This is a genomic window from Reyranella sp., from assembly GCF_036558665.1.
Classification (GTDB): Bacteria; Pseudomonadota; Alphaproteobacteria; order Reyranellales; family Reyranellaceae; genus Reyranella.
Map to the genome: position 1 here is coordinate 29297 of NZ_DATBFE010000005.1, position 22482 is coordinate 51778.

The window sequence follows — 22482 nt, forward strand, 5'->3', positions numbered from 1 at the left end:
CGACGGTTCTTCTTTCGAAGATCAGTAGCCGACGTTCTCGTTCGCGAACTGGCTCTTTATCTCGCCAGGGACGCCTTCGAGGCGTTGCTTCTGCTTCGTCTCGCGAGCCAGCGTCCAATAGAACTGGATCGGCGAGGTGAGCCCGGTGATGTTGTCACGAAATGCGACCGGCTCGAAGAACTGGCCCAACGTTCCCAGAGCGCCGATGGCGAGGATCCGTTCCTGCACCTTGGCGGCGAGCTGCTTCTTGACCGCAGGATCGGTCGCCTGGGAGTAAGCTGCCCGATAGCGCTCGAGCTCGGCATCATTCGGCGCACCCGGCCAGCCTGTCGCGGCGGAGCCCGAGAACGCGATCGACAAGGGATCCATGACGTCGCCTGCGAGCCACCAGGTGTGGAACATGCTCCAACCACTCGCCGCGGTCCGCTGCCGGAGCATCTCGGCCCAGGTCATGTCGCGAACCTCGACGTTCATGCCGATCTGGCGAAGGTTATGCGCGGTGACGCCCGTCAGGGCCGCTATCACCGGAATGTCTTTCGGGTTGAGGATGACGACAGGCGACCCGTCATAGTGCGCCGCCTTCAACGCCCTTCGCGCGGCATCGAGGTCGGCCGTTTTAAGGACGGCGTTGCCGGCTTCGTTCGACAGAGGCGTGCCGCAGGGAAAGACCGAATAGCACGCCCTGTAGAAGCGTTTGTCGCCGAGCGCCGCATCCATGTAGTCGGCCTGGTTGATCGTCATCAACACGGCCCGGCGCACGGCCGGGTTGTTGAAGGGCGGCTGGTTGCTGTTGAAGCGCATCATGGCGAGATTGCCCAGGGGATCGGTCGATGCGACGACGATGTGCTCTTTCTTGAGCAACTCCGGCACAAGCCGCGTCGAGGGCGATTCCATGTAGTCGATGTCGCCCCGTTCCAGGGCGGCGGCCGCAGCCTTCTGGTCGCCGTAGTAAACGAAGTCGATCTCCTTCATCTTCGCGATTTTGGCTCCCGCAGCCATTGAGGCCGCATCGGTGCGCGGCACGTAGTACGGGTTCCTCACATAGACGGCCTTGTTGGGCGACCATTTGTCCTTCTCGAACATGTAGGGGCCCGAGCCGACGGCATCGGTGATTGGCGTCGCGGGATCGGTCTCGGCGACGCGCTTCGGCATCATGAACGGGACGTTCGCGGATACCTTCGCCAGCGAGTCGAGGACCAGGCTGTTCGGCGTGCGAAGCTGCATGACGAAGGTCTGGTCGTCGGAAGCGGTCAGCTGCGCGACATCCTTGAACAGCTCCTGGCCCGTGCCGTCCCGCTTGCCCCAGCGCTGCAGGGAAGCGACGCAATCCGCCGCTGTCACGCTGGAGCCGTCGCTCCACTTCAGGCCCGGCCTCAACTTGAAAGTCCAGGTGCGCTGGTCCTCCGACGTCGAGAACGATTCGATCATCTGCGGCTGCGGTTCGAGATTCTGATCGAGCGCGAACAGCGTGTCGTAGACCAGATAGCCGTGATTGCGCGTGATATAGGCCGTCGTCTGGATCGGATCGATGTTTTCGAGCTGGGCATGCGTTGCAATGCGCAGGCTGTTGCTGCATGCGCCCGTCGCCAACGGAATCAAGATCGCCGCACCGAGAATCAGCTTACCCTGCACTCGCATCTCTCTCTTCTCCTCTCACCTCGACACAGGCGGTGCTTGCCCGTTGACCGGCCCATGCCTCTTCGCGTTTCCAGTTGCAGCGGACGATGCAGATCAATCGACGTCGCGCAAAGAGACCAACGCGTGACTTTGGCGAGACAAATTTGGCCATGGCTTGACTTGCATCGGCGGCATCGCGAGCTTGGCCAACACGCGTCGCTGTCGTGGCGCATGCGCTCCGCCAGTGATCGGTGTGGATCGGGGCGGAGCTGTCCGGGAACAGGGGTAGGGCAAGCGGATGAGAACGAGGAAGAAACTGAAAGCCCCGGTCGGCAAGACCGGGACTGCAAAGCCTTTGACACTCCGCTTCTACGGCGACGAATTCATCTTCGACACGGTCTCAGGCATGTTCTATCGCACAAGCCCGACCGCGAGCTTCATCCTGCGCGCGCTGCAATCCGGCACGCGGCCCGAAAGGCTGGCCGACGAGATTCAGGGCCGCTACGGCATCTCCCGCGCTGTGGCGGTGCGCGACATCGAGCTGCTGCGCAACGACCTCGCAGGGATCGAAGCGCTCGATCGAGTGCGCACATGAGAAGCGGGCGCAGGCTTCCGGTCGTGGCCGTGACCGGTTTGCATCGCGGCGAGAATCCGCAACCCGGACCGGCCGTGGCCGCCAGCCTCCGGCGGCGCTTTCCCGATTTGCGCATCATCGGCCTGTCCTACGATCCGATGGAGAGCGGTCAGTACACGACCGGCCTCGACCGCGTCGACGCGGCCTACCTGGTGCCGTATCCGCGCGTCGGACATGCGGAGCTTCTCGAACGGCTCGACGCGATCGTCGCCAAGGATGCGTTCGATATCGTCGTTCCGTGCCTCGACTCGGAGCTGCCGAACTATCTGAAGTTGCGCACCGAGCTTGCCGGGCGCGGTATTGCCTGCGTTCTGCCGGACAGCGACGCTCTGGAGCGCCGCAACAAGGAAAACCTCGCCACCTTGTGCCACGGCATCGGCGTGCCGGTTCCCGCGACCTTCGCTTCGAGCAATTGCGCCGACCTGCTCGGTTTTGTCGCCAGTATCGGCTATCCCGCCTACATCAAGGGCCGCTTCTACGAGGCGCGCCTGGTGCATTCGCCGATCGAGCTGCGCGCCGCGTTCGACGAGTTGATGGCCGCCTGGGGAGGGCCGGTACTGGCCCAGGAGATCGCCGTCGGCGAGGAGTATGACGTCGTCGGACTCGGTGACGGCAAGGGGGCCATCGTCGGTTCGTGCAGTATCCGCAAGATGCTGCGTACGAAGGCGGGCAAGGGCTTCGCCGGCGTGGTCGTCGCCGATCCGGCGCTGGATGATCTCGTGGGCAAGGTCATCCGCGCGCTGCGGTGGAACGGCCCGTTCGAGCTTGAGTTCGTGAAGAGTCCGGGCAGGCCGCATCAGTTGTTCGAGATGAACCCGCGCTTTCCGGCATGGGCCGACTTCCCGTCGCAAATCGGCTGCAACTTGCCGGCGCGCATGGTGGAGCGGCTTCTCGGCCTGAAGCCCGGACCGCTCGGCGACTGTGTACCTGGACAAATGTTCGTGCGTCATTGCGTCGACATCGTCGGCAACATCGCCGATCTCGCGCAGATGGCGACGGCTGGCGAACGAACCGGGCCTGCCGGTTCCCATTCGATCGAGGTGATATCGTGAGCGAACTGTACGTTCCGCCGCAGATCAGCGGCGAACTTGGGCAGGCGACGCCGAAGGCTGCCGCCGACCGCAACTTCTTCGCCCGCAGCAGGCAGGCCCCGTCGCTGTCGGAGATCGATGGAGTATCTGTCGAGACGCTGGCATCGCGGTTCGGCTCGCCGCTGTTCGTCTACTCGGAGCGGGATCTCAGGACGAAGGCGAGGCGGATGCGCAGGGCTTTCCAGGCGCGCTACCCGAAGACCAGCTTCGCCTGGTCGGTCAAGACCAACTATCTCAACGCAATCATCCAGCTCTTCCGCAAGGAGGGCTGGATCGCCGAGGTCGTCTCCGATTTCGAGTACGACAAGGTGCGCAAGCTGCGCATTCCCGGCAAGGAGATCATCTTCAACGGCCCGTACAAGCCCGCGGCGGCCCTGAAGCGGGCGATCAGCGAAGGCGCGCTCGTCCATGTCGACAACTGGGACGAACTCAGCCATCTGGAAGAGCTTGCCCGCGACGCCAAGGGCCCCATCCAGCTCGGATTGCGCGTGTGGCTCGATGCCGGCATTCGTCCCGTCTGGTCGAAGTTCGGCTTCGCCCTGGCCAACGGCGAGGCGGAGCGCGCCGCTGCGCGAGTGATCGGCAATCCGAAATTCAGGCTTCATACGCTTCATTGCCACATCGGCACGTACATTCTCGCGCCGGGCGCCTACCGGGTCGCGGCGCAGAAGCTCGTCATGCTGCGCGAGCGGATCAATGCGAAACACGGTCACCTGGTCGACTGTCTCAACCTCGGCGGCGGCTTTCCCTCGCACAGCCTGCTGCACGGGATGATGGGTCCTGCTGAAACGGCAGTCCCGCCGATCGAAGACTACGCCGAGGCGATCGCCAACGTCCTGAACGAGCTGCCGGTCAAAAAGCGCCCGTTGCTGCGGCTCGAGTCCGGACGTTGCCTTGTCGACGAGGCGGGCTACCTGCTGACAAGCGTCGTGGCGGTCAAAGGCATCAATCGGCCGTCGATCGCCAACTCGGACCTGTCGGGGCGTGACTACAAGGAGCGGATCGTCCTGGGTGAGGATTCGAAAGTCGGCTACGTGCTCGATGCCGGCATCAATCTTCTCTACACGGCCGCCTGGTATCAGTTCGATGTGCGCCCAGCACGACAGGCGAGCACCCCGGCCGCGCCGTCCAGACTTTACGGTCCGCTTTGCATGGCAATCGACGTCGTTCGCGAGAACGTCGATCTGCCACCGCTCGCGGCAGGCGACGTGCTGTCGCTGCATCCGGTCGGTGCCTACAACTTCGTTCAGTCGATGCAATTCATCAACTATCGGCCGGCCATCATCCTGCTGTCAGAGGACGGCACGCCGGAGGTGATTCGCTCGCGCGAGACCCTGGAGGATATAGACGGGCCGGAGCGGCTTCCGGCTCATCTGTCTGTTGCCTAGTGGACACGATCCAACTCCCGCCGTCGGCACCGACGGCCGAACCGGAGCTGCCGAACACTTCGTCATCGACCGTTCAGCCATCGCCGGCGGACTTGCTCGCGTCGAATGGGCGCGTGCGGCCTGTCGTGCTGCCGCCGGCAAGAGGCGCCGTCGTCGAGGCGCGGGCAGCCGTTGCCAGGCTCGTCGGCAACTTCGGGCCGGCGCTCGGGAACGTCTTCCTGATTTCCAATCCCTGGATCGGCCTGCTCTTCTGGCTGGCCATCGCATATACCCCGCGGCTCGCCGGATTCGCGTTCGTCGGATTCGTGATCGCCGCCGGAGGCCAACGTCTGCTGGGGATCGAAGACGAGCCTGGTGTCGGAGGAAACCTGCAGTCGAACGCGATCCTTGCATCGGTTGCCGCCGGCTGGATGACGGCACCAACGATCTATCCACCGCAGGTTCAGATCGCAATCGCTGCTGCGGTCGCCGCCGTGGCGTTCGTCGTTGCGGCAGCCGTCCTTTCGTCGCTCCGCGCGAAAAGCCTTCCTTCGCTGTTGTGGGGCTATGCCCTTACCGCTGGCGCCATGTTCGCGCTGTTTCCGATCGGGACGGCGCTGGCCTCGCAGCAGTTCACCTGGTGGCTGGCGGAGCTTCGGACGGCGACGGATTGGGCGACCATGTTCTTCCGTTCGCTCGGTTCGCTGATGTTCGCGCCCTCGGTCGGAGCCGGCCTGCTCGTGGGCCTCGCAATCCTTCTCTGGTCGCGAGCGGCCTTTGCCGCCGGGGTGGTCGGCTGGCTGGCCGGCGCCTGCATGGGCACCGGCATCCAGCACCTCGGGCTGACGTTCCAATGGTTGCCGGCCGCGCATAACTTCTTTGTCGCCGGGATGGCGCTCGGCGCCTACTTCGTCCTCCCCGGATGTTCGAGCCTCGCGCTCGCCGCACTGGCCGGCGCCGGCGCTTCGGTATGCGCCGTGGTGCTGCAGGCGGTCATGCCTGCCTTCGCCTACCTGCCGCTGGCTTCGGGGATGACGATCTGGCTCGCGCTCGGCACGCTGGCACTGGCCCGTAACGACCGGGGATTCTGGCGCAATGGCAGCCCGCACCTCGTGCCGGAGGAAGCCTGGTGGCGGGAATCCTTCTGGTCGCAAAGGATTGGCCGTGCCGAGCCGCTGCTGGTGCTGCCCGTTGCCGGCGTGGTCGAAATCGCGCAAGGCTTCGACGGCCGGCTGAGCCATACCGCGCATCTGCGCCATGCGCTGGACTTGCTGCGGCCACCGTTGGGCGGGGCCGATGGTGCAAGCGCCGCCCCCTTGCCGGCGTCCTCGATCTGGGGCGCCGCCGTGACCGCTCCCGCCGCGGGAATCGTCGAGAGCGTGCGCAACGGTATTCCGGACAACCCGATCGGCGCCTGCAACTTCGCCGAAAGCTGGGGAAACTACGTATCTATCCGTCTAGACCAGGGCGGCTGGGCCTTGCTGGCCCATTTCCGTCAGTGGAGCGTCGTCGCCCGACCGGGCATGCGCGTGGAGATCGGGACGTATCTGGGTGCGGCCGGCAACTCGGGTCGCTCGCCGGTGCCTCACGTCCATCTTCAGGTCCAGAGCGGACCGAAGCCCGGCGCCTGCACAATGCCGTTCAGGTTGGCGAATTTTCAATCGGCAACGGTCGCCGGCGACGCCCAAAGCGAATGGTATGCCGCTGCGGTTCCCGGCGAGAACAGCGTCGTCGTCGGATCGGTGCCGGATCCGGCGGTGCACTCGATGCTGACGGGCATTGCCCCCGGCTCGGCCCTTTGGTCGGCGGAGGTACGCGGCAAGATTCCCGCTGCATTCCGTGAGGATGGCAATGCCGGCATCCTGCTCGCGGTCACGCTCGACCCGTGGGGCCGGCATCACCTTGCCTGCGCTCGCGGCAGCCTGCTGGCCCTTGCGGCGCCTGATGCCTGGCGGGTGCTGGAGCAGGTCGGCGACGTCCCGCTGCTGAAGCTACTCGCACTCGCCGCGCCGTCAATTCCCTATGCGGCGCATGCGGGAATGTCCTGGTCGGATTTGGCGCCGTTGATCCCGGCCGGGACGGCGCGATGGCCGGCACTGTCTTTCGCACCCTATCGGACACGGCCCTTCATCCATACGAGGACGGTATGCACGGCGGTGCCGACGCCGGCCGGGGGTTGCCTGGAGCTGGAGACGGCCATTGCGGGACACGGCCGCGCATTGCCAACCGACGTGGCCTGCACCTTCGACAGAATCCGCGGCGCAACGAGGCTCGAGGCAAGGTTCGAGAAGGGAAGCGTGGTCTACACGGTTCTGTCGTTCACTCCTGGCCTGCCGTTTTGATAGAGGCCGGTGCGACCAGGTTCGATTGAATCTCATGCATGACGGTGGTGGTGCTCGATGTGGCGAATTCTTCTTCTGATGGGACTGGGCGCGGCGGTGACATCAGGTCCCGCGCACGCCGAACAGCTGTTCGACAACGCCGCAATTCGCACGCTTCTCGTCGGCAAGTCGGCGTTGTTCTCCGACTACAGCGTCTCCGAATATCGGGCTGACGGCCAGTACAGGTACGTCGCGGCCAACAATCTCCTCTTTCGCGGCCGCTACACAGTGGAAGGCGACAGGCTCTGCCTTGCTCTCAGCGACGAAACGCGCTTTTGCGAGCGGGTCGGTCTGGACGCCCAGGGCCTGTTCATGCTGGTCGACGGCGGAGCTCGTTTCCGCTTCTCGATGGCGACCGGGATCATGCCGCGTGAAACGGCCACGCTCTGTGGGCTGCCCGTCGCCTTCAATGCGACGCCTCCGGCGGCGGGCGTACCCGAGCAAGCTCGTGCCTTCTCCGGCGTGTGGACCGGCAAGTGGGACGATGGCTTGTGCTCGGCGCTGATCGTCGAGAGCGTTCACCCCAACGGCTACGCAAGCCTGATCTATGTTCATGGCGCAATGGGCGGCGCTCGGCCTGTCGCGGCCGGGGCGCTTCGCCTTTCGGGTGCGATCGCCGGCAGCAAGCTTACGAACGGCGTGCAGGGAAGCTACATGGAGTATGTCCTGCACGATAACGAGCTGCTGGGCAATTACAGCATACCCGGCAGTGCCGCTCGGGGTCGCTTCCACCGCCGGTAGATGTCCTCACGCGGCCGTGGGAACGACGGCTTTATGCGCCGGCGCGATCGGGATCGACGGGTGCCCAGCGCCATTCCTTGACCTCGGGCATGTCCTCGCCGTGCTCGCGGATATAGGCGGAGTGCTCGGTCAACCTGTCGCGGATCGCCTGCTTTGCATAAGCGGCCACGGTGCTGAGCTTGGGCACCCGGTCGATAACGTCGGCGGCCAGATGGAAGCGGTCGAGCTTGTTGCGCACAACCATGTCGAACGGCGTCGTGGTCGTGCCCTCCTCGTTGTAGCCGTGGACATGAAGGTTTTCGTGATTGGCCCGCCGATAGGTCAGGCGATGGATGAGCGCGGGATAGCCGTGATAGGCGAAGATCACCGGCTTGTCCTGCGTGAACAACGCGTCGAAGTCGCGATCGGCAAGGCCGTGGGGATGGCGCTCGGCCGGCTGGAGTGTCATCAGGTCGACGATGTTGACGACCCGGACCTTGAGGTCGGGAATGTGCCGCCGCAGCAGATCGACGGCGGCCAGCGTCTCGAGCGTCGGCACGTCGCCGGCGCAAGCCATAACCACGTCGGGTTCGACGCCGCGATCCGTGCTCGCCCATTCCCACATTCCGATTCCGGCGGAGCAATGCTTGATGGCGTCTTCCATCGGCAGCCACTGCGGCTGCGGCTGCTTTCCGGCCACGATCACGTTGATGCGGTTCCAGCTGCGCAGGCAATGATCCATGACGAACAGGAGGGAGTTGCCGTCGGGTGGCAGGTAGACGCGCACGATCTCGGCCTTCTTGTTGCAGACATAGTCGATGAAGCCCGGGTCCTGGTGGCTGAAGCCATTGTGATCCTGACGCCAGACATGCGAGGTGAGCAGGTAGTTGAGCGAGGGAATCGGGCGTCGCCAGGGGATCTCGCGGATCGTCTTCAGCCATTTGGCGTGCTGGTTGACCATCGAATCCACGATATGGATGAACGCCTCGTAACAGGTGAAAACTCCGTGCCGGCCGGTGAGCAGATAGCCTTCGAGCCATCCTTGGCAGGTATGCTCGGAAAGGATCTCCATCGCGCGGCCGTCGGGCGCCAGATGATCGTCATAGGGTAGCCGCTCGGCGTTCCAGGCGCGGTCGGTGGCTTCGAAGACGTGCGACAGGCGGTTCGAGGCGATCTCGTCCGGTCCGAACACCCGAAAGTTTCGGCTCGCGGCGCTGGCCTTGAGGATATCGCGCAGGAAGGCGGCCATCACAGCGGTCGATTCGGCGGCCGGCTTGCCGGGTTGCTGGATTTCGACCGCATATCGCCTGAAATCCGGCAGATCGAGTTCGCGCATGGGCAAGGTGCCGTTGGCATGGGGATTGGCGCTCATCCGCAGGTCGCCCGAAGGGGCGAGTGCGGTGATCTCCGGCTTCGGCGCGCCGCCTTCGTCGAACAATTCCTCCGGTCGATAACTCTTCATCCAGCGCTCGAGAAGCTGCATATGGCCGGGCTTGGTCGCCATGTCGGCGACGGGCACCTGATGCGAGCGCCAGAAGCCTTCGGTGCGCAGGCCGTCCACCTCCTTGGGGCCGGTCCAGCCTTTGGGTGTCTTGAGGATGATCATGGGCCAGCGCGGGCGGTCCTTCAGCTGCCCGTCGCGGGCATCCCGCTGGATGCGGCGGATCTTGTCCAGGACCTTGTCGACGGTCGAGGCCATGATCTGGTGCACGATCTTGGGATCGTCGCCCTCGACGACGTGCGGCTCGTGGCCGTAGCCGGTCATCAGGCTGCAAAGCTCGTCACGGCCGATGCGGGCGAGAATCGTGGGATTGGCGATCTTGTAGCCGTTCAGATGCAGGATCGGCAGCACGGCACCGTCGCTCACCGGATCGACGAACTTGTTGGAGTGCCAGGAGGTCGCAAGGGGTCCGGTTTCCGCCTCGCCGTCGCCCACGACGCAACTCACAATGACCCCGGGATTGTCGAACACCGCGCCGTAGGCGTGCGACAGCGAATAGCCGAGCTCGCCGCCTTCATGCATCGACCCGGGCGTCTCGGGAGCGGCGTGGCTCGGGATGCCGCCCGGAAAGCTGAATTGCTTGAACAGGCGCTGCATGCCGACTTCCGTCTGCGGCACGTGCGGGTAGATCTCGCTGTAGGTCCCCTCCAGCCAGGCATTGGCGACCACGCCGGGACCGCCATGGCCGGGGCCGGCGATATAGATCATGTCGAGCTTGCGCGCCTTGATCGCCCGGTTGAGGTGGACATAGATGAAGTTGAGGCCCGGGGTGGTGCCCCAGTGGCCCAGCAGGCGGGGCTTGATGTCCTTGAGCTCGAGCGGCCTCTTCAGGAGGGGATTGTCGAGCAGATAAATCTGCCCGACCGAGAGATAGTTGGCGGCCCGCCACCAGGCGTCGATCAGCTTCAGGTCCGGGTCCGACAAGGGAGCGTCGGTCGGCAGCGCGGCTTTCGGCATGGTCGGTGTCCTCTCAAGGATGGAAATGGAAGGGCGTCGGTCCGTCGAGCGCGGTGCGCGTATGACGGGCGATCATCAGGTTTTCGTCGGTCGGTATCACCCAGGCCGAAACCCGCGAGCCGGTCGCCGAGATGCGCGGGCCATGGGCGGCGTTCGCCGCCTCGTCGGGGGCAATGCCCAACCATCGCGCATCGTTGCAGACGCGGGTGCGGATCGGCGCGGCATTTTCGCCAATGCCCCCGGTGAAGATCAGCGCATCCAGGCCACCCAGCGCGGCGGCGAGAGAGCCCAGCTCGCGGCCGATGCGATAGACGAACAGATCCACGGCTTCCTTTGCGGCTGCCGAGTCGCTTGCCAGCAAAGTGCGCATGTCGCTGGCCAGCCCGGAGACTCCCAGCAGCCCGGAGCGCTCGTAAAGAAGATGCTCGAGCGCCTCGTCGTCGATGCCTTCGTTCTGGAGAAGGTAGAGGAGGGCACCCGGATCGATCGAGCCGCAGCGTGTCCCCATGGGCAAACCGTCGAGTGCAGTCATGCCCATGGTGGTGGCGATGCTCCGCCCGTGGTCGATCGCACACATGCTGGCACCGTTGCCGAGATGGGCCACGACTACCTTTGCCTGGGCGTATTCGGGCGCTACCGCCGGCAGCGCCGAAACGATGTATTCGTACGAAAGGCCGTGAAAGCCGTAGCGACGCACGCCTTTGTCCGCGAGTTCGCGCGGCAGCGCGAACTGCGTCGCGACGCGCGGCTCTGTGGCGTGGAAGGCCGTGTCGAAGCAGGCCACCTGGCGTACATGCGGCGCTGCGGCCCGGACCGCGCGGATAGCGGCCAGATTGTGTGGTTGATGCACTGGGGCCAGGGGCGCCAGCTTCCCGAGCTCGGCCAGGACCGCCTCGTCGATCAGGACGGGCCGGGAGAAGGTCGAGCCGCCATGCACGATCCGATGGCCCACCCCCGCGAAGCCGCCTTCCCCGCCGACGTGAGCCGTGAACCAATCATGGATGGCGGCGATGGCGCTGTCGTGATCGCGTCCATCAACTGCACGGTCGACGAGCCGACGCTCCTGCGCGTCGACGGCCTGCAATCGTGGCTTGCCTCCGATGCCCTCGACCTCACCATGCAAGCCGGAGCGCGGCGCTCGATCGGGCTCGGTTTCAAAAACCGAGAACTTTATGCTCGACGATCCGGCGTTGAGGACGAGAATCGGCTCGTGCACCGTGGGTCACCCTTCACTGACTGATGGCTCGCAAGCGACGGTCTCAACTTTCGGGGAGAGGCCCATGTTCCCTCCGGGATCATTCCCAAAAGGTCACGGCTACGCGCGAGGAGCTACATGGTTGCTTCGGCTCGGATCAAGATGTTGCATGACCAAAGACCTGCTCATACTAATAGTATTCGTCAGTTGTGACCGATTCGGGACAGCGGCGCTTTCCGCTTCCGCATAGATAGAATTTTCCTAGCTTCGGTCGGGACGGGAGCCGCCCATGCCTGACGGTCTGCACTTCAATATGTCCGAGACACGGCCCGCAATGGCGCGGACGACCGCTCATCCGGCGGCCATGAATGACACGCACAACCGTCTGTGGCGCTGGATCTTGCGCCTCGCCTTGCCGTTGCTCGTGTTCCTCAGCGGTCTCGTCCTCTACTGGATCTGGTTCGATCAGGCATATGGCGGAATCGGATGGACGACCATCATCGTGGGCCTGCCGCTCGCGGTCGAGGCTGCGGCGGCGGCGCTATGGTCCGTGAGCGCCTGGTGCTCGAACGATCTGCTTTAGGCTCGCTACCAGCCGGGCAGGTGAAGGGCTCGGCAAGACCGCATGGTTTGACGCGGCTCCCGGAACAGCAACTGAGGCCGCCTGGCGTCGTCGCTACAGATAGCGTTGGAGCGTCGGCAGGGCCTGTTCGACGCAGGCTCGGCCTTCGGCGATCGCCTCTTCGGCACGGTTGAACTCCATCAAGCCAATGTTCCGCAGCCGCGGAACCAACATCACATGGGGCGGCTCGCCCGCCAGACGCGTGCGGGTGATGTGGTCCTGCATGATGTTGATGGAGGTTGCGAGCACGTCGAAATAGCCCGGCGCGGACGACCCCTCGCGCGACGATGCGGGTAGGCCGCTCACCGCCTTGCGCCGCAACGCCTCCGGCCATTGGCCCAGCATACGGCGAACGACCTCGACCGAAACTCGCGACGGCACGGTGGCGGCGGGCGGCTCGGGCTCGGTGAAGCGCCGCCCCACGAGTTCGCCGTTGAGGTTGACCGCGATAATCACATCCGCGCCGAGGGCTCGACAGACCGACACAGGAATCGGATTGGACAGGCCGCCGTCGAGAAGCCACTTGCCCTGCATCCTGGCCGGACTGAAGATCCCGGGCAGCGCGATTGAGGCGCGCACCGCCTCGTGGATCGGCCCGGATTGAAGCCAGATTTCGCGACCCGTCGCCATGTCCGTGGCAACGGCGGCATATTGCGTCGCGTAGTTCTCGATGGGCTCGCCAATGCCCAGCCCTTGCAGGAAGGCGACGACCTGCCGGCCGCTGATCAGTCCGCCTCCCGACAGGCGGAGATCCGTCAGCCGGGCGATCTTGCGCCATGTCGCCGTTTCCGCCCATTGGCGCAACCCGGCGAGTTGCCCGGCGACATGCGCCGCGCCGATCAGAGCACCCATCGACGTGCCGCAGACGATGTCGGGCGCGATGCCTGCCTCGGTCAACGAATCGATAACGCCGATATGAGCCCATCCGCGGGCAGAGCCGCTGCCGAGCGCGAGGCCGATTCTGGGACGTATCATGATCGGGCCGGACCCTACTCCGTGGTCAGCTGACCTGCCACCGGCGGCCCAAGCTCATGTGGACGCTTCCCGATGGCTTCCCTGCAAAAACAAAGGGCTCAGCCATCTCTGGCCAAGCCCTTGATGTGATTGGTGGAGCCAAGGGGGATCGAACCCCTGACCTCTACAATGCCATTGTAGCGCTCTCCCAGCTGAGCTATGGCCCCGAAACCCTATATTCCGGCGGGCGGAGGTATAGTTCGCGGCCGCCCTACTGGCAACCGCGTCGCCCTCAACGGTCGCCTTCTCCCTTGTCGTCCTCGACCTCGACCTCGATGTCTTCGGCTTCGTCGGCAAGATCGTCGGCATTCTCCAACGCCTCGTCATCCGCCTCCAACGCCGCCTCGTCCTCGAGGGCGGTGTCCTCCAGTTTCTTGCTCTTGGCAGCCGCCGCCTCCTTGGCCGCTGCGGCTGCGGCCGCCGCGGCGGCCGCAGCCGAAGTCGCGGCAGCACGACCGCGGCGCACCTTCACGAAGTCTTCGCGATCATGCTCCCGACCGCACTTCGGACATTTGATCGGGCTCTTGTTCAGGTCATAGAAGCGCGCCGCACAATTCTGGCAGGTACGCTTGGTGCCCCAGGACGCCTTGACCACGCTGGATCTCCCGGAAATTCCGCTGCAAAGGGCCTTTCGGCCGCGAGGGAGGGCGTATGTCACGCGTCTTTCACCCTGTCAAAACCAAATTCCGGCATGGTAGGAGGGCGCCGCGCCGCATTCTTGCCGGCTTCGGGAGCCCGCCCTGTCCGCTTCGATCGCTCCGCTCAAACTGATCGCCCGGCCGGTCGGCCGTCTGGAGGGCCGCGTGCGGGCACCGGGCGACAAGTCGGTGTCCCACCGCGCCCTCATGTTCGGCGCCTTGGCCCTCGGCGAGACCGTCGTGACTGGCTTGCTGCAGGGCGACGACGTCCTCGGCACGGCCGCGGCTCTCAGGGCGCTGGGCGCGCAAGTCAGTCGCGACGACGATGTCTGGCGCATACGGGGCTTCGGCGTCGGCGGCGGGTGCGAGCCCGAGCAGGTGCTCGATCTCGGCAATTCCGGCACGTCGGCGCGTTTGTTGGCGGGCATCCTGGCCAGCCATCCCTTCACCAGCTTCATGACCGGCGACGACTCCCTTCGGCGCCGCCCCATGCAGCGCGTGATCGAGCCGCTGTCGCGCATGGGCGCACGCTTCCAGTCGCGCGACGGCGGCCGGATGCCGCTCGCCATCGTCGGCACCGACGAGATGGTGCCGATAGAGTACGAACTGCCGGTCGCCTCGGCGCAGGTGAAGAGCTGCATCCTGCTGGCCGGGCTCAACACCGCGGGCGAGACGACTGTGATCGAACCCGCGGCCACCCGGGATCACACGGAACGCATGCTGCGTCACTTCGGGGCCGAGGTCCGTGTCTCCGCAGTCGAGGGCGCACCGGGCAAGCGCATCACGGTTGTCGGCTGGCCGGAACTCAGGGCGCAGGAGATCACCGTGCCGGGTGATCCCTCCTCGGCAGCCTTCGCCGTCGTCGCCGCCTGCATCCGGCCAGGCAGCGACATCCTCATAGAGAATGTCGGGGTCAACCCGCTACGGACCGGTCTGTTCACGACACTCAAGGAGATGGGCGCCAATCTCACGTTCCACAATGCGCGCGAGCTGGGCGGCGAGCCGGTCGCCGATCTTCATGTGAAGGGTGGCGGATTGAAGGGCGTCGACGTGCCGCCGGAGCGCGCACCCACCATGATCGACGAATATCCGATCCTCTCGGTGGCAGCCGCTTATGCGCAGGGCGCGACTCAAATGCGCGGGCTGGCCGAGCTGCGAGCCAAAGAGAGCGACCGCCTGTCGAGCGTGGCGGCTGGCCTCGCTGCCAACGGCGTGAGGTACGAGATGGGAGTCGATTCGCTGACCGTCCACGGTACCGGCGCGACCCCGGCGGGGGGCGGAGTGGTGGCGACGCACCTTGATCACAGGATTGCCATGTCTTTCCTGGTGTTGGGATTGGGAACCCGTGAGCCGGTGGCTGTCGACGACGGCTCGCCGATCGACACTTCGTTTCCGGGCTTCGCGGCTCTGATGAACGGGCTCGGTGCGAAGATCGGACCGACGTGACCGAGCGCCTGGTCATCGCGATCGACGGGCCGTCGGCGTCGGGCAAGGGCACTTTGGCCAAGCGCCTCGCGGCGCATTTCGGCCTGCCCCATCTCGACACAGGGCTTCTATATCGTGCAGTGGGCTGGATTTCGGCGCGAACCGGGCGGCCGCCGGCGGAAGTCGCAGCCGACTTGACGGCAGCCGCGCTCGGCGATCCCGCCCTGCGAGGCGACGAAGCGGGACAGGAGGGTTCCAGGGTCGCCGCGATCCCGGAGGTGAGAACCAACCTCTTGAAGTTTCAAAAGGAATTCTCATCTCAAGGGTCGGGTGCCGTTCTCGATGGGCGGGACATCGGAACGGTCATCTGCCCTGACGCTCCGGTTAAGCTTTTTGTGACTGCCAGCGCCGAATCGCGAGCCGAGCGAAGGTTCCAGGAGTTGCGCGGACGAGGGGTCGACACTATAAGACCGCGCGTTCTTGCCGAGATGGCGGAGCGGGACCGGCGCGATAGCGAACGGGCGGCTGCCCCTCTGAAAGCCGCACCCGATGCCTGGCTTCTCGATACCAGCAACATGGATGCCGATGCGGCCTTTGCCGCGGCTTTGGCGTTCATCGAGCGCAAGGGCTTTCGATCTTCCGGGCCATAAATCGCCGCCGGCAGATCGAAGAACATCGAATGGCGATTGGCGCAGGACCTCGTGTCCGGGCGTCGGAGTTTCGAGGCAGTGGATCCGCCGGATCAACCGGTTGGCCGACGGGCGGCAGCGTTTCGCCCGGGATCGAGGAAGGAAGAGGTATTGAATGGCTAAGGGCAGCGCCCTGCGCAGACCCGCGAACGACGCCGCAAGTGTGGAGTTCGCAGCACTTCTCGACGAATCGCTCGGCGGTTCGGCGAGCTTCGAAGGCACCGTGGTCAAGGGGACCATCGTGCGCATCGCCAATGATTTCGTCGTCGTGGATGTCGGCCTGAAGTCCGAAGGCCGCGTTCCTCTGCGCGAGTTCGCCAACGGTGGCGGCGCTGCCGAGGTCAAGGAAGGCGACATCGTCGACATCTTCGTCGACCGTATGGAGAACAAGGAAGGCGAGGCGGTGCTGTCGCGCGACAAGGCACGGCGCGAGGAAGCCTGGACCCTGCTCGAGAAGGCCTTCACCGACGGCGAGCGTGTCATGGGCACGATCTTCGGTCGCGTGAAGGGCGGCTTCACGGTCGATCTGTCGGGCGCCGTGGCGTTCCTGCCGGGCAGTCAGGTCGATGTCCGCCCGGTGCGGGACGTCGGTCCGCTGATGGGCCAGGCGCAGCAGTTCGCCATCCTCAAGATGGATCGCCGCCGCGGCAATATCGTGGTTTCGCGCCGCGCCGTGATGGAGGAAACCCGCGCCGAGGACCGCACCCGCCTGATGGGCGCGCTGTCGGAGGGCCAGGTGCTCGATGGCGTGGTCAAGAACATCACCGACTACGGCGCCTTCGTGGATCTCGGTGGTGTCGACGGCCTCCTGCACGTCACGGATATCGCGTGGAAGCGCATCAACCATCCGTCGGAAGCGCTCAGCATCGGCCAGCAGGTCAAGGTGCAGGTCATCCGCTTCAATCCGGAGACGCAGCGCATCTCGCTGGGCATGAAGCAGCTCATGAGCGACCCGTGGGACGGCGCCGGGGCGAAGTATCCGGTTGGCCTGAAGCTCAAGGGTCGCGTCACCAACATCACCGACTATGGCGCGTTCGTCGAGCTGGAGCCGGGCGTCGAGGGCCTGGTCCATGTATCGGAGATGAGCTGGACCAAGAAGAACGTGCATCCCGGCAAGATCGTCTCGACCTCGCAGGAAGTCGAAGTGATGGTGCTGGACGTGGACATGTCCAAGCGCCGCATCTCGCTGGGCCTCAAGCAGTGCATGTCCAATCCCTGGGAAAGCTTTGCCGAGAAATATCCGGCCGGCACGGAGCTCGAGGGCGAGGTTCGCAACATCACCGAGTTCGGCCTGTTCGTCGGCCTGCCGGGCGACATCGACGGCATGGTGCATCTCAGCGACCTGTCATGGGACAAGGCCGGCGATGAGGCCATCCGTGACTACAAGAAGGGCGACAACGCCAAGGTCAAGGTGCTGGACGTCGACGTCGACAAGGAGCGGATCTCGCTGGGTATCAAGCAACTCGCCAACGACCCGTTCGAGAAGGTAGGCTCGGTCGCCAAGAAGGGCGACGTGGTCACGGTTATTGTGGCGGGTATCCAGGACAACGGCATCGACGTCACGGTCCAGGACGGCATCCCGGGCTTCATCCGCAAGTCCGAGCTGAGCCGCGACCGCTCCGAGCAGCGTCCGGACCGCTACGCGATCGGCGACAAGCTCGATGCCAAGATCACCAACATCGACAAGACCTCGCGTCGCGTCGTGCTGTCGGTCAAGGCGCGCGAGCTCGATGAGGAAAAGAAAGCCATGGCCGATTTCGGTTCGTCCGACTCAGGGGCCAGTCTCGGGGACATTCTCGGTGCCGCCCTCAGCCGCGCCCAGAAGAAGGAAGAGTCCGGAGAGAAGTAGGCTTCTCGCGACCATCGCAAGGGAAGGCCGGCCCAGTCGGGACCGGCCTTTTCATTTGGCGGGAAAGACCCCGATGACCGCGCCAAACCGGCACTCGGGGCGCTTTCCTTTTTGTTTCAAGGGCTTACCTTGACCCTGCGGCGTTTTGCGCTATTATGACGCCAATGACGAAGTCGGAGCTTATTGCTCGTTTGGCGGCCCGGAATCCCCATCTCTATCAAAGGGATGTCGAGCGGATCGTCGCCACGGTCTTCGATGAAATCTCCAAGGCCCTCGCGCATGGTGATCGCGTCGAATTGCGCGGCTTCGGCGCGTTCTCGGTGAAGAAGCGCGACCCGCGCACCGGCCGCAATCCGCGCACCGGTGAGCAGGTCGCCGTTGCCTCGAAGCGCGTCCCTTACTTCAAGACCGGCAAGGATCTGCGCGATCGTCTCAACAAGGAAGCCGTGAAGGCAGCAGGCCTCGCGCCCGCCGAGCCGACCGAAGACAAGAAGTAGCATCCCCTCGATTCGTCGCGCGGCGCTGTGCCATTCTGGCGGCCGCATGAAGCTCCCGTCCCGCGTTCTCTTCCTGTTGTTGCTTTTGCTCGGCGTGCTGATCGCCGTCAGCAACACCGAGCGCGTGGCGCTGACGCTGTGGCCACTGCCCTACGGCATTCAAACGCCGCTTTATCTGCTGATCGTGGCCGTGCTTCTGATGGGCGTGCTGGGCGGACTGGGGCTGGGCTGGTGGGTCGGCCGGCATCATCGCCGCCGCGCCCGCGAGCATGGCAGGGAGGCAGCCCGCCTTGGCCGAGAGGTTGCACGGCTGCGCGAGGCCCTGACTGACCGCACTTCCACGGCGGCCGGCGCATCCGACACGGCACCGCGCGGCCAGAAGGCGATCGAGCGCCAAACCGCGCTTGTTTCACCCGATCTCGCAGCACCGCTGCGCCGGCATAATCTGCCGTGAAGATCCTTTCTGGAGCCGAGGTCGATGCGGCCGTCGACGACATCGCGCTGATCGACCGGCTCGAGAGGCTGTTTCGGGATGGCTGCGAGATGCCACCGCGTCATCACCACACGCTTGCTGCCCCCGACGGCCCCGCCTCGGCAGATGCCACGCTGCTGCTGATGCCCGCCTGGACGCGGCAGTCGGCGAATGGTGGGGGTGGCCGGATTGGCATCAAATTGGTCACGGTCTTTCCCGACAACGGCAGGAAATCGCTGCCTTCGATCTATGGACAGTATCTTCTCCTCGACGGCACGACCGGCGCACCGCTGGCCCTGCTCGACGGCACCACGCTCACCACGCGCCGCACAGCCTGTGCCTCTGGTCTTGCCTCGCGCTACCTCTCGCGGCCGGACGCACAGTCGCTGTTGATGATCGGAACGGGAGCCCTGGCGCCTCACCTTGTCCGGGTCCATGCCAAGATCCGCCCGATCCAACGAGTGGCGATCTGGGGGCGCGATGCTGGAAAGGCGGAGCGCCTTGTCCGCGAGCTTGCGACCTCCTTGCCTGTCGGGCTGGGCCGGCCGATCGCCGTTGAAGCCGTTGCAGATCGACGATCGGCGGTGGCCGACGCGGACGTCGTATCCTGTGCCACGCTTTCCAAGGCACCGCTGGTCGAGGGTGACTGGCTGCGCGAGGGTCAGCATCTCGATCTGGTCGGGGCCTACAGGCCAGACATGCGCGAGAGCGACGATACCGCGGTCCGCCGTGCCTGCCTCTATGTCGATACCCGCGCGGGTGCCCTGAAAGAGGCTGGGGACATCGCCCAGCCACTTGCCTCCGGAGCAATCCGTGAAGGCGATATTGTCGCCGATCTGTTCGAACTGGCGCGCGGTCAACGGACGGGCCGCGCTTCGGGCGACCAGGCCAGCATCACTCTTTTCAAGTCCGTAGGGGCGGCGCTCGAGGATTTGGCTGCGGCAGAGCTGGCATTCGATGCCGGCTAAGCCGGCTCGATCAGCGCACCCGCTTCCTTCAACGCGTCGATTTCGGCCGCGCTCACGCCGGCCTCGGCGAGGACCGACCGCGAATCGGCGCCCATCAAGGGCGCCATGGTGCGGATGGTCGGCGGAGTCCTGCTCATCCGCATCGGCGGCTCGACCATCATGATCTCGCCCTCACTGGGATGCGGGTACTTCCTGAACAGCTGCCGCCATACCAGATGCGGATCCTCGAACAGGTCGGCGGGCTTCGATACCGGGGCGTTGGGGATCTGGGCCTTGTCGAGAAGGGCCACCCATTCCGTGGTGGTCCGGGTCGGCGCCAGGGCATCGACCATGGCATACATGTCGTCGATGTGCAGCGAGCGCGCATTGAGGGTCGAGTAGCGCGGATCGTTCAGCACCTCGGGCTTGCCTACAAGCTCGAAGAAATTCCGCCAATGCTTGTCGTTGTAAGGGAGAATTGCCATCCAGCCATCCAGCGTCCGATAAGGCTTGCGGGTGCGGGCGAGCAGGCGTGTGTAGCCGACCTCGCCCTCGTCGCTGAAGGTCCGGCTCCACAAATGTTCGACCATCAGCCAAGCCGCCATGGTCTCGAACATGGGCACCTCGACGAACTGGCCTTCGCCGGTCCGTTGGCGGTGCATCAAGGCCGAAAGGGCCGAAAAGGCAAAGGTGAGACCCACGGTCTTGTCGGCCAGGATAGTCGGCGGATAGCGCGGGACATCGTCCCCCGCGGCACGTCCCATCAGATCGGCAATGCCGAAGCGCGCCTGGACCGCGTCGTCGTAAGCCGGCAGTTTTCCGTAAGGACCATCGGCCGAATATCCATAGGCGCCGACATAGACGATGTCGGGCTTCACCTTCCGGACATCCTCGTAGGCGAGGCCCAATCCCTCGATGGCCTGCGGCCGCAGCGCGTGAACGAACGCATCCGCCGTCTTCACGACCTCCAGCAACGCCGCACGCGCCCTTGGATTCTTGAGATCGAGGCAGACCGAGCGCTTGTTGCGGTTCACATAGAGATAGGTCGGACCCATGCCGGCGGTCCGACCCGGTCTGCCGATATGGCGCACCGCATCGCCTTCCGGCGCTTCGATCTTGATCACGTCGGCACCCTGGTCAGCGAGCAGCATCGTCCCGTAGGGGCCGAGGATGATGTTCGTAAGATCGATGATCCGAATGCCGCTCAATGCTCCAGCCATGACACGATCCTCGAAGAAGAATGACGGAACGAGGAACGAGAGTGCCATCGCGCTCGACACCCGTCATCGACCGTCTCGGCTCTCGTTCGGTGCGCCGATGCCGCGGTACGCGAGGCCACCTCCATCGCATGGTTCTTGAAGCCGTATCGCGGCGGCAGGAACGGCTCGCGCTGCCTCCTGGTCCGTGGCGAGTCAAGTGGACTCGGATGCATTGCCGATGTGGGATGTTAAGGTGACCGTTGTGCGACGCGCTCAGTCGGTGTAGCGAAGAGGGTGAAGAGGCGGGGGGCGATGCGCAACGTCGCGAGGAAGCAGCAGGAGCCGAAGGCGGCGTCAGGTCCGTTGGCGCGGCCGTACCGCATCGAAGAGCAAATCGGCTATCTGCTGCGTCGTGCACATCAACGTGCAAGTGCGATCTTCCAGGTCACCATCGGCGATCCCAACATCACACCGACTCAATACTCGAGCATGGTGAAGCTGAACGAGTATCGCGAGCTGTCGCAGAATCTCCTCGGCCGACTCGTCGGCATGGACAAGGCGACCATGCAGGGAGTCGTCCGTCGGTTGAAGGAGCGTGGTCTCGTCGACTCGCGCCCCGATCCGGGTGATGCGCGCCGCACGTTGCTCAGTCTCACCACCGAAGGTCAGCGCATCGTGAACCGGTTGCTGCTGAATGGTCCCGCGGTTTCGCGCGAGACATTGAAGCCGTTGAACGGCGCCGAGCAGCGTCAGCTGCTCGACCTTCTGTCCAAGATCGTCTGAGAGACTCGAATCGTTTTGACTCCCGAAGACTGCGGGGTCATCGTACGTACACGAACGATATGGGTGATTATCGTCAACCCGTTCGCCTGGAGGAGGCGCTGGAGGCCTTGGCCCGGCCCTATACGGTGCTGTCTGGCGGGACCGATTTCTATCCGGCGCGGGTCGGCCGGACGGTCGACGAAGACATTTTAGACATAAGTCGAATCAAAGGCTTACGTGGCATCTCCCATGGCGATGCGGGATGGCGGTTAGGCGCCACCACCACCTGGAGCGAACTTCTGGCGGCCGATCTTCCATCGCTGTTCGACGGCCTCAAGCAGGCCGCACGCGAAGTGGGCGGACCGCAGATCCAGAATGCCGGCACGCTCGCCGGCAATCTCTGCAATGCCTCGCCTGCAGCGGACGGTGTGCCGCCATTGCTGGCGCTTGATGCCGAGGTCGAGCTTGCGAGTCGCAGCAATGTGCGTCGGCTTCCATTGTCGGCGTTCATTGTTGGCAATCGCCGCACGCAGTTGTCGCCCGACGAGCTTCTGGTCGCGATCCACGTTCCGCGGCCCACAACCTACGCACGTAGTTCTTTTCTGAAGCTCGGTGCGCGCCGCTATCTCGTGATCTCCATCGTCATGGCCGCAGCCACACTCGAGATCGCGGAGGATCGCGTGCGGACAGCGCGCATCGCCGTCGGCGCCTGCTCGGCGGTGGCGCAACGTCTTCCGATGCTCGAGGTTGCGCTCACTGGTACGCCGCTGGATGAGCGTCTTGCCGAAAAGGTTCAACGCGCCCATCTCGCGCCGCTGGCACCGATCGATGATGTGCGCGGCAGTGCCGACTACCGTCTCGACGTCGTTGTTACTTTGTTGCGGCGACTGCTGACGGAGGTCGCG

The 22482-nt window shown here is 64.7% G+C and carries 20 protein-coding genes and 1 tRNA gene; 14 read left to right on the plus strand and 7 right to left on the minus strand.

All coding sequences use genetic code 11. From position 1 onward, the window contains the following. Positions 1-21 precede the first annotated feature (21 nt). Entirely contained in the window at positions 22-1638 is a 1617-nt protein-coding gene (locus VH499_RS00920; RefSeq protein WP_332050793.1) for an ABC transporter substrate-binding protein, read from the minus strand. Positions 1639-1915: 277 nt separating this feature from the next. Between VH499_RS00920 and VH499_RS00925 the strand changes: the two genes are divergently transcribed. The 5 genes from VH499_RS00925 (at position 1916) to VH499_RS00945 (ending at position 7831) form a co-directional block, all read left to right on the plus strand. Then, positions 1916-2212, plus strand: a complete 297-nt coding sequence (locus VH499_RS00925) for a PqqD family protein (protein WP_332050794.1) — start codon at positions 1916-1918, stop codon at positions 2210-2212. Next, on the plus strand, positions 2209-3303 hold the full coding sequence (locus tag VH499_RS00930) for a hypothetical protein (protein WP_332050795.1): 1095 nt from the start codon (positions 2209-2211) through the stop codon (positions 3301-3303). Before VH499_RS00925 ends, VH499_RS00930 begins: the two co-directional genes overlap by 4 nt. Further along, positions 3300-4730, plus strand: a complete 1431-nt coding sequence (locus tag VH499_RS00935) for a hypothetical protein (protein WP_332050796.1) — start codon at positions 3300-3302, stop codon at positions 4728-4730. The genes VH499_RS00930 and VH499_RS00935 overlap by 4 nt, the downstream gene beginning before the upstream one ends. A gap of 113 nt (positions 4731-4843) precedes the next feature. Beyond that, positions 4844-7051, plus strand: a complete 2208-nt coding sequence (locus VH499_RS00940; protein WP_332050797.1) for an urea transporter — start codon at positions 4844-4846, stop codon at positions 7049-7051. A gap of 57 nt (positions 7052-7108) precedes the next feature. Further along, the gene (locus VH499_RS00945) at positions 7109-7831 is read left to right on the plus strand and encodes a hypothetical protein (protein ID WP_332050798.1); all 723 of its coding nucleotides are present in this window, start codon (positions 7109-7111) and stop codon (positions 7829-7831) included. A 31-nt stretch (positions 7832-7862) separates the two neighbouring features. Here VH499_RS00945 and VH499_RS00950 read toward each other — a convergent pair whose 3' ends face one another. Next, complete coding sequence (locus VH499_RS00950; RefSeq protein WP_332050799.1) at positions 7863-10268, minus strand: phosphoketolase family protein; 2406 nt, start codon at positions 10266-10268, stop codon at positions 7863-7865. 13 nt (positions 10269-10281) lie between these two features. Continuing rightward, positions 10282-11484: an acetate/propionate family kinase gene (locus tag VH499_RS00955; RefSeq protein ID WP_332050800.1), complete on the minus strand. Its 1203-nt coding sequence runs from the start codon at positions 11482-11484 to the stop codon at positions 10282-10284. Positions 11485-11752: 268 nt separating this feature from the next. Between VH499_RS00955 and VH499_RS00960 the strand changes: the two genes are divergently transcribed. After that, entirely contained in the window at positions 11753-12046 is a 294-nt protein-coding gene (locus VH499_RS00960; protein WP_332050801.1) for a hypothetical protein, read from the plus strand. A 93-nt stretch (positions 12047-12139) separates the two neighbouring features. Here the strand turns inward: VH499_RS00960 and VH499_RS00965 are convergent, their stop codons facing one another. From VH499_RS00965 to VH499_RS00975, 3 genes are all read right to left on the minus strand, one after another. Continuing rightward, the gene (locus VH499_RS00965) at positions 12140-13060 is read right to left on the minus strand and encodes a patatin-like phospholipase family protein (protein WP_332050802.1); all 921 of its coding nucleotides are present in this window, start codon (positions 13058-13060) and stop codon (positions 12140-12142) included. A 130-nt stretch (positions 13061-13190) separates the two neighbouring features. Next, positions 13191-13266, minus strand: a tRNA-Ala gene (locus VH499_RS00970). A gap of 65 nt (positions 13267-13331) precedes the next feature. Beyond that, positions 13332-13694: a TIGR02300 family protein gene (locus VH499_RS00975; RefSeq protein ID WP_332050803.1), complete on the minus strand. Its 363-nt coding sequence runs from the start codon at positions 13692-13694 to the stop codon at positions 13332-13334. A 145-nt stretch (positions 13695-13839) separates the two neighbouring features. On the opposite strand from VH499_RS00975, the gene aroA reads away from it, so the two are divergent. The 6 genes from aroA (at position 13840) to VH499_RS01005 (ending at position 19637) form a co-directional block, all read left to right on the plus strand. Further along, positions 13840-15183, plus strand: a complete 1344-nt coding sequence (gene aroA, locus VH499_RS00980; RefSeq protein WP_332050812.1) for a 3-phosphoshikimate 1-carboxyvinyltransferase — start codon at positions 13840-13842, stop codon at positions 15181-15183. 8 nt (positions 15184-15191) lie between these two features. After that, positions 15192-15812 carry a d(CMP) kinase gene (locus VH499_RS00985; protein ID WP_332050813.1) on the plus strand — a complete coding sequence of 207 codons (621 nt, stop codon included), beginning with the start codon at positions 15192-15194 and terminating at the stop codon, positions 15810-15812. A gap of 154 nt (positions 15813-15966) precedes the next feature. Further along, positions 15967-17700, plus strand: coding sequence for a 30S ribosomal protein S1 (gene rpsA, locus VH499_RS00990; RefSeq protein WP_332050804.1), 1734 nt, complete (start codon positions 15967-15969; stop codon positions 17698-17700). Between the two features lie 164 nt (positions 17701-17864). Continuing rightward, entirely contained in the window at positions 17865-18197 is a 333-nt protein-coding gene (ihfB, locus tag VH499_RS00995) for an integration host factor subunit beta (protein WP_332050805.1), read from the plus strand. 46 nt (positions 18198-18243) lie between these two features. Beyond that, positions 18244-18651, plus strand: coding sequence for a lipopolysaccharide assembly protein LapA domain-containing protein (locus VH499_RS01000; protein WP_332050806.1), 408 nt, complete (start codon positions 18244-18246; stop codon positions 18649-18651). Beyond that, the gene (locus VH499_RS01005) at positions 18648-19637 is read left to right on the plus strand and encodes an ornithine cyclodeaminase family protein (RefSeq protein ID WP_332050807.1); all 990 of its coding nucleotides are present in this window, start codon (positions 18648-18650) and stop codon (positions 19635-19637) included. The genes VH499_RS01000 and VH499_RS01005 overlap by 4 nt, the downstream gene beginning before the upstream one ends. Here VH499_RS01005 and VH499_RS01010 read toward each other — a convergent pair. Continuing rightward, entirely contained in the window at positions 19634-20836 is a 1203-nt protein-coding gene (locus VH499_RS01010) for a CoA transferase (protein ID WP_332050808.1), read from the minus strand. The two genes, VH499_RS01005 and VH499_RS01010, sit on opposite strands and share 4 nt — an antisense overlap. Positions 20837-21127: 291 nt before the next feature. On the opposite strand from VH499_RS01010, the gene VH499_RS01015 reads away from it, so the two are divergent. Together VH499_RS01015 and VH499_RS01020 are read left to right on the plus strand one after the other, a co-directional pair. Then, positions 21128-21598, plus strand: coding sequence for a MarR family winged helix-turn-helix transcriptional regulator (locus tag VH499_RS01015; RefSeq protein WP_332050809.1), 471 nt, complete (start codon positions 21128-21130; stop codon positions 21596-21598). A 59-nt stretch (positions 21599-21657) separates the two neighbouring features. Then, positions 21658-22482 (plus strand): xanthine dehydrogenase family protein subunit M (locus VH499_RS01020; protein WP_332050810.1); only part of this gene is annotated, 825 nt, incomplete at its 3' end.